This window comes from Thiomonas bhubaneswarensis, assembly GCF_001418255.1.
Taxonomy (GTDB): Bacteria; Pseudomonadota; Gammaproteobacteria; order Burkholderiales; family Burkholderiaceae_C; genus Thiomonas; species Thiomonas bhubaneswarensis.
This window is the reverse complement of sequence record NZ_LIPV01000004.1, coordinates 205,399-218,632: the sequence shown is the minus strand read 5'-3', so window position 1 is coordinate 218,632 and position 13,234 is coordinate 205,399. Positions and strand designations below refer to the sequence as shown.

Annotated in this window: 11 protein-coding genes; 6 read left to right on the top strand and 5 right to left on the bottom strand. The window is 66.6% G+C overall.

Annotation, left to right across the window (positions count from 1 at the left end):
* Positions 1 to 2: 2 nt before the first annotated feature.
* The 3 genes from fliQ to fliO are packed head-to-tail and all read right to left on the bottom strand — an operon-like array spanning position 3 to position 1,496.
* On the bottom strand, positions 3 to 278 hold the full coding sequence (fliQ, locus tag ASC45_RS07095) for a flagellar biosynthesis protein FliQ (protein ID WP_055450338.1): 276 nt from the start codon (positions 276 to 278) through the stop codon (positions 3 to 5).
* A gap of 13 nt (positions 279 to 291) precedes the next feature.
* Positions 292 to 1,059, bottom strand: a complete 768-nt coding sequence (fliP, locus tag ASC45_RS07090; RefSeq protein ID WP_174514705.1) for a flagellar type III secretion system pore protein FliP — start codon at positions 1,057 to 1,059, stop codon at positions 292 to 294.
* On the bottom strand, positions 1,056 to 1,496 hold the full coding sequence (fliO, locus tag ASC45_RS07085; protein ID WP_245609982.1) for a flagellar biosynthetic protein FliO: 441 nt from the start codon (positions 1,494 to 1,496) through the stop codon (positions 1,056 to 1,058). Before fliO ends, fliP begins: the two co-directional genes overlap by 4 nt.
* 131 nt (positions 1,497 to 1,627) lie before the next feature.
* Between fliO and ASC45_RS07080 the strand changes: the two genes are divergently transcribed.
* Positions 1,628 to 2,011 carry a YccF domain-containing protein gene (locus tag ASC45_RS07080; protein ID WP_055450412.1) on the top strand — a complete coding sequence of 128 codons (384 nt, stop codon included), beginning with the start codon at positions 1,628 to 1,630 and terminating at the stop codon, positions 2,009 to 2,011.
* A gap of 171 nt (positions 2,012 to 2,182) precedes the next feature.
* Here the strand turns inward: ASC45_RS07080 and ASC45_RS07075 are convergent, their stop codons facing one another.
* Both ASC45_RS07075 and ASC45_RS07070 read right to left on the bottom strand, forming a co-directional pair.
* A complete protein-coding gene (locus tag ASC45_RS07075) occupies positions 2,183 to 2,689 on the bottom strand; it encodes an HNH endonuclease (RefSeq protein WP_211263354.1) in 507 nt (168 codons plus the stop codon).
* Positions 2,690 to 3,222: 533 nt separating this feature from the next.
* Entirely contained in the window at positions 3,223 to 4,548 is a 1,326-nt protein-coding gene (locus ASC45_RS07070; protein WP_055450336.1) for a UDP-glucose dehydrogenase family protein, read from the bottom strand.
* A gap of 402 nt (positions 4,549 to 4,950) precedes the next feature.
* Between ASC45_RS07070 and ASC45_RS07065 the strand changes: the two genes are divergently transcribed.
* The 5 genes from ASC45_RS07065 to ASC45_RS07045 all read left to right on the top strand — a co-directional run bounded on the left by ASC45_RS07065 (position 4,951) and on the right by ASC45_RS07045 (position 13,228).
* A complete protein-coding gene (locus ASC45_RS07065) occupies positions 4,951 to 6,669 on the top strand; it encodes a PHA/PHB synthase family protein (protein ID WP_082454307.1) in 1,719 nt (572 codons plus the stop codon).
* Between the two features lie 66 nt (positions 6,670 to 6,735).
* Entirely contained in the window at positions 6,736 to 8,184 is a 1,449-nt protein-coding gene (locus ASC45_RS07060; RefSeq protein WP_055450335.1) for a bifunctional enoyl-CoA hydratase/phosphate acetyltransferase, read from the top strand.
* 2 nt (positions 8,185 to 8,186) lie between these two features.
* On the top strand, positions 8,187 to 9,374 hold the full coding sequence (locus tag ASC45_RS07055) for an acetate/propionate family kinase (protein ID WP_055450334.1): 1,188 nt from the start codon (positions 8,187 to 8,189) through the stop codon (positions 9,372 to 9,374).
* Between the two features lie 20 nt (positions 9,375 to 9,394).
* The gene (locus ASC45_RS07050; protein WP_055450333.1) at positions 9,395 to 10,819 is read left to right on the top strand and encodes a dihydrolipoyl dehydrogenase; all 1,425 of its coding nucleotides are present in this window, start codon (positions 9,395 to 9,397) and stop codon (positions 10,817 to 10,819) included.
* Positions 10,820 to 10,840: 21 nt separating this feature from the next.
* Positions 10,841 to 13,228 carry a plasma-membrane proton-efflux P-type ATPase gene (locus ASC45_RS07045; protein ID WP_055450332.1) on the top strand — a complete coding sequence of 796 codons (2,388 nt, stop codon included), beginning with the start codon at positions 10,841 to 10,843 and terminating at the stop codon, positions 13,226 to 13,228.
* Positions 13,229 to 13,234: the final 6 nt, after the last annotated feature.

Genomic DNA, 13,234 nt, shown 5'->3' with positions numbered 1-13,234 from the left:
CCTCATCCGCCGCTAATGAGATGCGGAATGCTCTCGAACAGGCGGATGGTGAAATCCATCATCACATGCAGCATCCACGGCCCGGCGAGCACCCCGGCCAGCCCCATGGCCAGCACCTTGGGCACGAAGCTCAGGGTCATTTCGTTGAGCTGGGTGGCCGCCTGGATCAGGCTCACGAGCAGGCCCACGACCAGCGCCACGCCCAAGAGCGGCAGCGCCACGAGAAACGTCACCCAAAGGGCCTGCTGGGCAAGGGTGGTGATGGATTCGGGGGTCATCGTGGCCTCGCGTTCAATGGCTGAAACTCTGCACCAGAGAGCCGATCACCAGCTCCCAGCCGCCCACCAGCACGAACAGCATGAGCTTGAGCGGAAACGACACGGTGACGGGCGACAGCATCATCATCCCCATCGACATCAGCACCGCCGCCACCACCATGTCGATGATCAGAAAGGGAATGAAGATGACGAAGCCGATCTGGAACGCGGTCTTGAGTTCGGAGGTGACGAAAGCCGGGATCAGCAGCGTCATGGGCGTGTCTTCAGGCTTGTCCAGCGCCTTGTGGCCCGAGAGCTTGACGAACAGCGCCAGGTCTTCCTGCCGCGTCTGCCCCAGCATGAAGGTGCGCAGCGGCGCGGCGCCGCTCTGCAGCGCCTGCTGCATGGAGATTTTGTTGTCCATCAGCGGCTTGACCGCCACGTCATTGACCTGATTGAGCACCGGGCTCATGACGAAGAAGGTGAGAAACAGCGACAGCCCGACGATGACCTGGCTGGGAGGCACCGTGGTCGTGCCCAGCGCCTGTTTGAGCAGCGACAGCACGATGACGATGCGGGTGAACGCGGTCATCATCAACAGCATGGCCGGCAGAAAAACCAGCGCTGTCATGAACAACAGCGTCTGCACGCTCAAGCTGTATTCAGTGCCGCCGCCGACCGCCGGGGTGGAAGTGAAGGCCGGCAAGGCCTGCGCTTGCGCCCACAGCGGCACGAGCACCAGCGCGCCGACGAGCGCGCGCGGCAGCCAGCGCATCACGGAGAACAGGCTACGCCGCATCATGGCTTGGCCTTCCCGCGCTGCTCGACGGCACGCCGCAGCCAATCAGGGAAGGTCGCGGGCAGCGCCGCGCTTAAGCCCTGTCCCGCCGATGGCGGCTCCAGCGGCACCGGCGTGCTCAGCACATGCAGGCAGCTCAAGCCCTGCGCGCTCGACCCCAGCAGCAATTGCTGCTCGCCCACCTGCACCAGCAGCAGCCGCTCGCGCGGCGCCAGATGCAGGGTGGAGAGCACCCGCATCGGCCCACTCGACGCGCGACTGCCCGGCTGCAGGCGCTTGAGCAGCCACAGCGCGGCGACGAACACCGCGATCACCGCAACCAGCCCGCCGAACACTCGCAGCAGTTCGGTCCAGCTCATGGGATCGGGCAAGGCAGAGGGCGACATGATGGTGACGGTTTCCTGACGTTGGGCTGCCCTGCCGTCGGTCGATTGACGCAATCAGGGAGAAATCCCCGGCTTGCCCTCTCTCGACCCGTCATTCGGCAGGACTTCTGCCCCTGTCATTGCAAACCGTGGGCCAACGGCGCGCTTCAAGCAGAATGCACCTGTTTCATCACATGGGGACCTTCATGCGACTGATCGGCAACATCCTGTGGTTCGTGCTCGGCGGCTTCGTCATGGGCCTGGCCTGGTGGTTCACCGCGCTGGTCTGCGCCATCACCATCATCGGCATCCCCTGGGCGATTGCCGCGTTTCGCATCGGCACCTTCAGCTTCTGGCCCTTCGGCCGCAAGGTGGCCGACAAACCGGCGGGAACGCTAGGCGGCGGCATCAGCGCCCTGGGCAATCTGATCTGGGCGATCCTGTTCGGCTGGTGGCTGGCCCTGGGCCATCTGGTGTCGGCGGTGCTATGCGCCATCACCATCATCGGCATCCCCTTCGCCCTGCAACACATCAAACTGGCCGGCCTGGCCTTCTTTCCCTATGGAAAGGAAATCGTGCCGATCGCCTGACAGGAAGCCGCTGACTTCAGTTATGGGGATGGGTCAAACTCGGCGGCGTCGCCTGCTACGGAGCTAGACCTGACCCCATTTGTTCTGTGACCCCGTTTGTTTTGCTAGAGGTAACCGGCCTTGCGCGGCTTTATGCACAAGGTCCGGTTGACCGAAGGGTTCGGCGTCATCTCATTCAATGCGGTCGCTCTTTGCAAGGTTGTGGCGAGCGCAAAGCAACTGAACGTTTGCCGCGGTCAAAGACGTGCCGCCCTTCGCGAACGGGAGAATATGGTCGAAGTGCAGTTCGTCACTTGAGCCGCAGAGAGAGCACTTGCCGCCATCTCGTTTCCATACTTCGAGCTTTACGGCCGTAGGAATAAGTCTTCGGCGCTCAGCATTCACGCGCGGGGGCTGCGCAAAGTCTTCCTCACCTTCAACCGCAACCAGTTTGAACTTGCACACGACGCGAAACTCATCTTTCTCAAGCCAGGAATCGACGAGGTGGAATACGCCGTTGTAAGACCAAATGCCTGGTTTGATCTTCTCGTACACGCGGACTCGCTCAGGTAGGCGGCCACCGGCCTTTGATGCTTGGGCCGCAGCGTGAAATTTTCCGTTCTGCGTTGGGCTGCCGGACGGATAGGAAAGCGGTTGATCTACGACCTTCGGATTTGGACACGATGCGCCCTTCGGCATGTCGTGCCCCTCGTAGATAAGCGTAGTACCTGAATCCTCTAGGCGATCTCGGTACGGAGCATTTGGTCAAACCGACATCAGAATGACGGAGTGGTTGCCCCCAAGACCAAAGTTCATGCCCTGTTGAAGGCTCGCACCTTCGCGGCGGCACATTTCGATGTAGGAGATGACGTTATCGCTCACGGTAGGCACTTATGACGCCGAACGTAATGCATACCGCAAATTCTGCGAAATAATATGACCCGTGCGGGATATTCTGGCTGTGTCGGCTGCCCGAAAAATGTGATGAATCATAGACTTGCTTGCGCCTCCTTGATTTTCAGAGTCTGATAAAAAACCGTGAAACCCGGCAACCCTACTTGTCACTCCGTACTGCGGGGGTCCTCTTTGGGGTCAGGGCGTGCTTTGGGGGTCAGGTCTAGCTCGGTAGCATCGTTTGCTATTTGAGTTGGACTTTCCCCCGACTTTGGAGGCAGACCGTCGCCACATAAACGTACTTGATGGCGACACTCGACTTCCATGATCCAAAAGATTCAGCCTCGCCCAATCCCGTAATAGCGCAATCCCGACGCGCGTACAAACTCCGGGTCCCAGATATTGCGGCCGTCGAACACCACGCAGTCGTGCAGGGTGGCGGCCAGAGCGGTGAAATCGGGGGAGCGGAAGGCGTGCCATTCGGTGATGACGGCCAGGGCATCGGCGCCGTCGAGGGTGGCGCGCATGTCGGCGGCGAAGGTCAGCGCGGGATGCTCGGGCAGCAGCCGACGGGCCATGTCCACGGCCACCGGGTCCCAGGCGCGCACCTTGGCGCCGACCTGCAACAGCGCGGTGATGAGGTCGAGGCTGGGGGCGTCGCGCATGTCGTCGGTGTTGGGCTTGAACGCCAGCCCCCAGATGGCGAAGGTCTTGCCGGCCAGCGCGCCCTGGTAGTGGTCGCCGATCTTCTCGAAGAGCCGCAGCTTCTGCCGCTGGTTGACCGCATCCACGGCTTCCACCAGCTCGGCCTGCAAGCCGAGTTCGCGCGCGGTGTGCGCCAGCGCCTTCACGTCCTTGGGAAAGCACGAGCCGCCGTAGCCTGCGCCCGCATACAGAAAGTGGCTGCCGATGCGGTGATCGACGCCGATGCCCTTGCGGATTTGCTCGATGTCGGCACCGACGGCCTCGGCAATGCGCGCCAGCTCGTTCATAAATGAGATGCGCGTGGCCAGCATGGCATTGGCGGCGTACTTGGTGAGTTCGGCGCTGGCGGCGTCCATCACCATGATTTTTTCGTGATTGCGGTTGAACGGCCGGTACAGCTCGCGCATGGTGGCGATGGCCTGCGGGTCGTCGCTGCCGAGCACGATGCGGTCGCCGCGGGTGAAGTCTTCGATGGCCGAGCCTTCCTTGAGAAATTCCGGGTTGCTCACCACGCCCAGCCGGTGGCTCGCACCGCGTGCGGTGAGTTCGGCCTCGACCAGCGCCCGCACTTTCGGAATGGTGCCCACGGGCGCGGTGGATTTCTGCACCACCACCAGCGGCCCGGTCATGGCGCGGCCGATCTCGGTGGCCGCGCCTTCCACCTGCGACAGGTCGGCCTGACCGTTGGGCAGGGACGGCGTGCCCACGGCGATGAAGCACACCTGCGAGCCGGGCAGGCCTTCGGCGATGCTGGGGCTCAGAGTCAGACGGCCCTGCTCGATGTTGCGCCGCACCAGATCGCTCAGGCCCGGCTCGTAGAACGGCACCTCAGCGCGGTCGCGCAGCGCGGACAGCCGGGCCGGATCGCGCTCGATGCAGACGACCTGATTACCGACATCGGCAAAACACGCTGCGGTCACCAGACCGACATATCCTGCTCCAACGACTGTGACGCGCATGGCTGGCTACTCGCTATTTCAAATGAGAGTGCTATTTTGCAGGAAGCCCGGCCAGGAGCGCGTGACAGCGCGCGTTGCAATTGGCGGCACTTGCTTACCTTCCCGGCTTGACCCCGGTCAAGAACCATGCTGCAGTGCCACATTCCAATGGTTTGATCCATCGAGGGAAAGACGATGAGCACTATCCAGCCCCGAGCGCGGCGCACAGCGGCCGCTGCACGCCCTCCGCGCTCCCTGAAACGGCCCGCGGCGGCTAGCTCCGCCCAAGAGGTCGAAGCTAGCCTGCCCTTGCCCAAGCCTGCAGCGGCCGAGCCGCCCAAGCCCGCCGCCATCCCGCCCCTGCCAGTCGAGGCGTCGGCGGCGTCGGCCGCGCCGCCCGACCGCGATCAGGCCCAGCGCGACATGATCGACCGCGCCATCCACGCTCTGCTGGCGCGCGCGACGATGGGGCTATCGCCCGCGGCGCTCGGTCTGGCCTTTGCCGACTGGGGCATGCACCTGGCGGCTTCGCCCGGCAAGGTCGCCAGCCTGGGCGTGCTGGCGGCGCAGATGCAGGGCCAGTGGTTGCGCTATGCCTTCGATCTGGGGGCGCACGCCCTGCTCACCGACGCCACCCCCTGCCCCGCCTGCGTCACCCCACCGGCCTCAGACCGGCGCTTTGCTGCGCCGCAGTGGCAGCAGTTTCCGTTCAACCTCATCGCCCAGCGGTTTCTGCTGCGCGAACGTCTCGTCGACGCTGCGGCGCATGGGGTGCGCGGGGTGTCGCCGCATCACGAGCAGGTGGTTGCCTTCATGGTCCGGCAGTGGATGGACATGCTGTCGCCAGGCAATTTTTTCTGGACCAACCCCGAAGTGCTGGAGCGCACCCTGAGCACCGGCGGGGCCAATCTGGCTCAGGGGCTGCGCAACTGGCAGGACGATGCCCAGCGCCTGCTCGACAACCGCCCCCCGCAGGGCGTGGAGCAATTCCGCCCGGGGCACGAGGTGGCCGCGACTCGCGGCAGGGTGGTGCTGCGCAACCGGCTGATCGAACTGATTCAATACAGCCCGACCACGCCCACGGTGCATGCCGAGCCGGTGCTCATCACCCCGGCGTGGATCATGAAGTACTACATCCTCGACCTGTCACCACACAACTCGCTAGTGAAGTATCTGGTCGATCAGGGGCACACGGTGTTCATGGTGTCGTGGAAGAACCCGACTGCGGACGACCGCGATCTGGGCATGGACGACTACCTGCGCCTGGGGCCGCTGGCCGCGCTCGAAGCGGTGAATGCCATCGTGCCGGGGCGCAAGGTGCATGGCGTGGGCTATTGCCTGGGCGGCACGCTGCTGTCCATCGCCGCGGCGGCGCTGGCCGGGCGGGGTGACGAGCGGCTTGCCAGCGTGAGCCTGTTCGCCGCGCAGACCGATTTCACCGAAGCCGGCGAGCTGACCCTGTTCACCGACGAGAGTCAGGTGAGCTTTCTCGAAGACCTGATGTGGTCGCAGGGCTTCCTCGACACCGCGCAGATGGCCGGCACCTTCCAGATGCTGCGCTCCTCCGATCTGATCTGGTCGCGCATGATGCGCGACTACCTGCTGGGCGAGCGCGCGCCGATGAACGACCTCATGGCCTGGAACGCCGACGCCACCCGCATGCCTTACCGCATGCACAGCGAATACCTGCGCAGCCTCTACCTGCGCAACGCCCTTGCCGAGGGCCATTACAAGGTCGATGGCAAGCCGGTCGCAGTGGAGAACGTCACCGCGCCGTGGTTCGTCGTCGGCACCGAGACCGACCATGTCGCGCCGTGGAAGTCGGTCTACAAAATCCATCTTCTGGCCGACTCGGAAGTGACCTTCGTGCTCACCAGCGGCGGGCACAACGCCGGCATCGTGAGCGAACCCGGTCACCCGCACCGGCATTACCGCTGGGCGGTGCATCCGGGCGGCCGTCCTTACGTCGATCCCGACCACTGGGTCGCGCTGGCGCAGGCCGAGGAGGGTTCCTGGTGGCCGCGCTGGAGTGCGTGGCTGCAGAGCAAGGGCAGCGGCGACCGCGTCGCCCCGCCGCCTTGCGGCAGCATCGATCACCCGCCGCTGGCCGACGCGCCCGGCGACTATGTTCTGCAGCGCTGATCCCGTCACGACTTCCGCCGCCCACCTTCGCCGACGGCCTCACCGACGACTCCGCCGAGCCACTCCATGACCGACACCCTCTGCAACCGCACCTTCGACGATATCGCCATCGGCGACCACGCCAGCCTGCAGCGCACCCTCACGCAGAACGACATCGCCACCTTCGCGGTGATGTCCGGCGATGCCAACCCCTCGCATGTGAACGCCGATTTCGCCCAAAGCACGCCGTTTCGCCAGGTCGTCGCCCACGGCATGTGGAGCGGCGCCCTGCTGTCCAACCTGCTCGGCACGGTGCTGCCGGGGCCGGGCACGGTGTATGTCGACCAGTCGCTGCATTTCCACCTGCCGGTGATGCTGGGCGACACCGTCACCGTTTCGGTCACGGCGCGCGAGAAATGGGCCGACACCCATCGCATCCGCTTCGACTGCGCGGTGGTCAACCAACGCGGCGAGACCGTCGTCTCCGGCGAGGCGCTGGTGCAGGCACCCACCGAAAAGGTCTGCCTCGCCCGCACCCAACTGCCGCAACTGCGCCTGGTCGATGACGGCCCACGGCTGCGTGCACTGGTGGAGCAGGCGCGCGCAGGCTGCGCCGGGCATAGCCCGATGCGGGTGGCCGTGGTGCATCCGGTCAACGCGGTGTCGATTCAGGGTGCCATCGACGCCGCACAGGCCGGGCTGATCGAGCCGATCTGGATCGGGCCGGAAAACCGCATCCGCGCCGCCGCGCAAGAAGCGGGCATCGACCTGTCGCCCTGGCAGCTCATGCCCACAGAGCACAGCCACGCCGCGGCCGCGCTGGCGGTGGAACTCGCCCGCAATGGCAAGGTCGGCGCGCTGATGAAAGGTGCGCTGCATACCGACGAGCTGATGCACGCCGCGTTCGACGCGCAAAACGGCCTGCGCACCGGCAGGCGCGCGAGTCATGTGTTCGTCATCGACGCCCCGGCGGCCGACCGCCTGCTGTTCATCACCGACACCGCGATCAACATCGACCCTGATCTCGACACCAAGCGCGACATCGCACAAAACGCCATCGAACTGGCGCAGGCGCTGGGCATCGCCACCCCGCGCATGGCCATACTCGCGGCGGTAGAAACGGTCAACGCCAACATGCAGGCCACGCTGCACGCCGCCGCGCTGTGCAAAATGGCCGACCGCGGGCAGATCATCGGCGCCATCCTCGACGGCCCGCTGGCCTTCGACAATGCCATCTCGGCAGCGGCGGCCAAGACCAAGGGCATCACCTCCCCGGTAGCCGGCGTCGCCGACATCCTGCTCACCCCCGATCTGGAGTCGGGCAATATGCTGGCCAAGCAGCTCGAATACCTCGGCGGTGCCACCATCGCCGGGCTGGTCATCGGCACCCGCGTTCCCATCATCCTCACCAGTCGAGCCGACGGCGTGCCAGCGCGCCTTGCCTCCAGCGCGCTGGCCGTACTGCTACGGCAGGCGCAGATGCGCGCCGTCGGCCTGCTCGACGCGCCGCCTGCCGCCTCCACCCAGGGGGCCTGACCATGTCCAGCCCCACCCTGCTCTGCCTCAACACCGGGTCGGCGAGCCTGAAGTTCGCGCTATTCCCGCTTGACTCGTGCCACGGCCCGCTTTTGCCTGAGGCGCTGCTGCGCGGCGAGATCGACAATCACGACGGTCAGGCCACGCTGCGCTGGACCGATGCGCAGGGCCAGCGGCACCAGGCTGCATCGGCACAGCCGCGCGGCGACATCCAGGCCGAAGTCGATGCCCTGCTCGACACCCTCATCAAGCCCGCAGGGTTCGGGACGATTGCCGCGGTGGCGCACCGCATCGTGCATGGTGGCACCCGCTTCACCCGCGCGCATCGCATCACCCCCGAGGTACGCGGCGCGCTCGACGCCCTGCGCAGCCTCGCCCCGCTGCACCAAGGGCCGGGGCTGGCCGGGGTGGACGCCGCCACCGCCCGGCTGCCCGAGGTGCCGCAGATCGCCTGCTTCGACACGGCCTTTCACGCCACGCAATCCGACCTGTCGCGGCGCTACGCCATTGCGCGCCCCTGGCACGACAAGGGCTTCAAGCGCTACGGCTTTCATGGCCTGTCTTATGACGCCCTCACCCACAAGCTGCCGCCGCTGCTAGGCGAACGTGCGCGTGGCGCGGTCGTCGTCGCGCATCTGGGCGGCGGCTCCAGCCTGTGCGGCCTGCGGCAGTTGCGCAGCGTGGCCACGACCATGGGCTTCACCGCGCTCGACGGGGTGATGATGTCCACCCGCAGCGGCGCGATCGACCCCGGCCTGGTGCTGCACTGGATCACCGAAGAACACCTCGACGCGCGGCAGGTCACCGACATGCTCTACCACGACAGCGGGCTCAAGGGCGTATCGGGTATCAGCGGCGACCTGCGCACCCTGGAAGCCAGCACCGACCCGCGCGCGGAGGAGGCCATTGCGCTGTTCGCCGCCAGCGTGGTGCATCACATCGGCGCGCTGGCCGCCGACATCGGCGGGCTCGACGCCCTGGTGTTCACCGGCGGCATCGGCACCCACAGCGCCCGCGTGCGGCAAGAGGTGTGCAACGCCTTAGCCTGGCTCGGCCTGCGCCTGGACCCGCTGGCCAACGCCGCTGGACAGCCCTGCATCACCCACGGCGACAGCCCGGTTCCGGCCTACGCCCTGCCCACCGACGAAGAAGGCGTGATGGCGCTGCAGGCCGTAGCGCTGCTCGACTGAACCCACCCCATGGAGGCGCTATGACCGCTTCGTTTCAGGCTCCCCTCACCGGCGTTCCCGAGCAGGTGGATGTGCTCGTGCTCGGTGCTGGCGGCGCGGGCTATCCCGGCGCCTTTTTTCTCGCCAAGGCCGGGTTGTCGGTGCTGATGGTCGATCCCATCGGCAACCTCGGCGGCGACTGCCTGGCCGAGGGCTGCGTACCCTCCAAGGCGATGCGCGAGGCGGCGCTGGTGCGTGGCCTGGCGGACAAGTTCGCGGGCTTCGGCCTGCGCGGCAGCAAGCCCACGGTGGATTGGCCCGCCGTGCTCTCGCACAAGGATCGCGTGCAGAACACGCGCTATGCCCAGCACGCGCAGGAGATCGCCGACAGCGGCGTGTTGTTCGTGCAAGGACGTGGGGCCATCGTCGCCCTCGACCAGGCGCGCATCGACACCGACGACGGCGCGTCGCGCACCGTGCGCTTTCGCCACCTGATGCTCGCCACCGGCTCGGCACCGGCGCGCCTACCCATCCTCGGTGCCGATCTGGCGCTGACCTCGCACGATCTGTTCCGCCTCGGCGCCGATCTGCCGCTGCCGCGCCATCTCGTCGTCATCGGCGGCGGCTACATCGGTGTGGAGACCGCGTCCATGCTGCAGGCGCTGGGCGTGGAATGCACCGTGCTGGAGTTCGCGCCGCAGTTGCTGCCCGGTTTCGACGCCGAGTTGGCCGCTTCCCTGCTGGCGAGTCTTTCGCAGCGTGTGCATATCGAACGCTCGGCCCAGGTGCTTTCCATCGCGCGCGAGGGCGACGGTTTTTATGTGCGCTACAAGCAGGACGGCGGCGAGCGCAGTGTGCATGCAGACGCCGTGCTCATGGCCACAGGCCGCGTGCCGGTGCTGCCCGAGGGTGTCGAGCATCTGGGGCTGGCGCTCGATAGCGGCCATGTGGTGGTCGATGAAACCCTGCGCACCTCCAACCCGCAGGTCTGGGCGCCGGGTGACGTCAACGGCCGCAGCATGCTGTTTCACTCTGCCGTGCGCCAGAGCCTGGTGGCGGCGCACTGCATCGCCGCAGGCGGGCAGGCGGTGGATCTCATGCACTTCGGCGCCGTGCCCATGACCGTGTTCACCGAGCCGGAGCTGGCGCATGTGGGCCAGACCGCGGCCCAGGCTGAAGCCGCGCTCGGCGCCGGTGCGGTGACGGTCACCCGCTACGACTACGCGCAGGACTCGCGCGCACAGATCTACTGCGAGACGCAAGGTTTCATCAAACTGGTTTTCCGCCGTGCGGATGGCAGGCTGCTCGGCGCTCAGATCGCTGGGATGGACGCCGCGCAGCTCATCACGCCGCTGGCTCTGGCGCTGGAACAGGGCTCGACCGCCGCCGCGCTGGCCGATGCGGTATTTCCCCATCCCATGCTCAGCGAAGGCATCAACAAAGCGGCACGCGCGTTCCGACCCTAACCCGCGGCCAACGAGCCGACCATGTCCGCCACCCCCGATGCTCAAGCGGCTGCGCGCACCGCGCAGGCCGACGGCCTGCCGCAGACCGATACGGCCACAGGCCTTTCCGCCGCCGAGGCCCGTACACGGCTGACGCGCTTTGGCCCCAACGCCATCGCCGAGCAAACGGTTCCCGTCTGGCGGCAACTGCTGGCCAAGTTCTGGGCGCCGGTGCCGTGGATGCTCGAAGCCGTGATCGTGCTGCAGATACTGCTCGGGCGCGGGCTGGAGGCGCTGGTGATCGCGGCGCTGCTGGTGTTCAACGCCGTGGTCGCCCTGGTGCAGGAGCAGCGCGCCAAGGACGCGCTGGCGCTGCTGCGCAGGCAATTGCATGTCAACGCCCGGGTGCTGCGTGACGGGCAATGGCAGCAGGTTCCCGCCGAACAGGTGGTGCCGGGGGATGTGGTGCACATCCGGGCGGGCGATATCGTGCCGGCCGATCTGGTCTTGCTCGACGGCGCCGTGTCGCTCGATCAGGCCGCACTCACCGGCGAGTCGCTGCCTGTTGACGCAGGCTCGGGCAAACCCGCCTACACCGGCGCCATCGTGCGCCAGGGCGAGGCCAGCGGCACAGTCAGCGCCACCGGTGCCCACACCTACTTCGGCCACACCGCCGAGCTGGTGCGGGTCTCCAATGCGCCCAGCCATATGCAGCGCACCATCTTCGCCATCGTCAAGCGGCTGGTGCTGTTCGACGTGGTGCTGGTGGCCTTGGTCATTGGTTTTGCGCTTTGGCATCACCTGCCCCTGCTCGATACCGCGGTGTTCGCCCTCATGCTGCTGGTGGCCTCGGTGCCGGTCGCGCTGCCCGCCACCTACACCCTGGCCACCGCGGTGAGCAGCCAGTGGCTGGCGCATCGGGGCGTGCTGGTCACGCGCCTGCCGGCGGTGGAAGAAGCCGCGGCGATGGACACGTTGGTATCCGACAAGACCGGCACGCTCACGCAGAACAGCCTGCGCTACGCGGGCGCCGTGGCGCTGGCGCCGGGTGCGGACGAGAATGCCGTGCTGCGCGCTGCCGCACTGGCCAGCGACGATGCCACGCAAGACCCGCTCGACCTGGCCTTGCTCGCCCCGGCGCGCGAGCGCAAGCTGCTCGACGACGCCCCGATGCGCACCGCTTTCCACCCCTTCGACCCCGCCACGCGGCGCAGCGAAGGGGTTTACACCGTGGACGGCCAGACCTGGCGCGCGGTCAAGGGTGCGGCCACGGTCATCGGCCCGCTATGCCATCTGGACGCGGCGCAGCAGGCTGCGCTCGAAGCCGCCGAACAGCAGCTCGCCAGCAGCGGAGCGCGCGTGCTCGCCGTCGCGGCGGGAACGGACGAGGCGCTGCAACTGCAAGGCGTGGTCGGCCTGTCCGATCCGCCCCGGCAAGACGCTGCCGATCTGATCGCGCAGATCGCGCAACTCGGCGTGCGCGTGTGCATGGCCACCGGCGACTCGGAGCAAACCGCCCGCGCCATCGGCGCGCAACTCGGCCTGGGCGATCGGGTGTGCCATATCGGCGCCGGGAAGACGCTCGATCCGTCGCAGTGCGACCTGTATGCCCGCGTGCTGCCGGAAGACAAACACCACATCGTCGCCGCGCTGCAAAAAGCCGGGCATGTCACCGGCATGACCGGCGATGGCGTCAACGATGCCCCCGCACTGCGGCAGGCCGAACTGGGCATCGCCGTGGCCAGCGCCACCGACGTGGCCAAGGCCGCAGCCGGCGTGGTGCTCACCGACCCCGGCCTCTCCGGCGTGCTCACCGTGGTGCGTGCCGGGCGGCAGGTGCACCGGCGCATGCTCACCTACACCCTCAACAAGGTGCTGCGCACGCTGGAGATCGTGATCTTTCTGACCTTCGGTCTGATGCTCACCGGCCATTTCGTCATTTCGCCCTTGCTGATCGTGCTGATGCTGTTTGCCAACGATTTCGCCACCATGAGCATTGCCACCGACCGTGTGCGACCTGCCGCGCTGCCGCAGCGCTGGCAGGTGCGCAAGCTGATGGGCGCGTCCATGGTGCTGGCGGGCTTGAGCCTGCTGTTCGCTGCGGGGCTGTATGTCTGGGCGCGGGCACAGGGCCTGGGCCCGGCGCAGTTGCAGACCGTGGTGTTCCTCATTCTCGTGTTCGGCAATCAGGCCGGCATCTATCTGCTTCGCAGCGACGGCCCGCTGTGGCAGCTCGCGCCTTCGAAATGGATGGCCGCCGCCAGCGTTGGCGATCTCGTCGTCGTCTGCCTTTTGGCGGGTCTGGGCGTGCTGATGGCCGCGCTGCCCTGGTTCGTCGTGGGCACCATCCTGTTCGCCACGGTCGTGTTCACCCTGTTGCTGGACGTGCTGGTCAAGCGTCCGCTGTTCCGCTACTTCGCCATTGCCTGAAGGAGG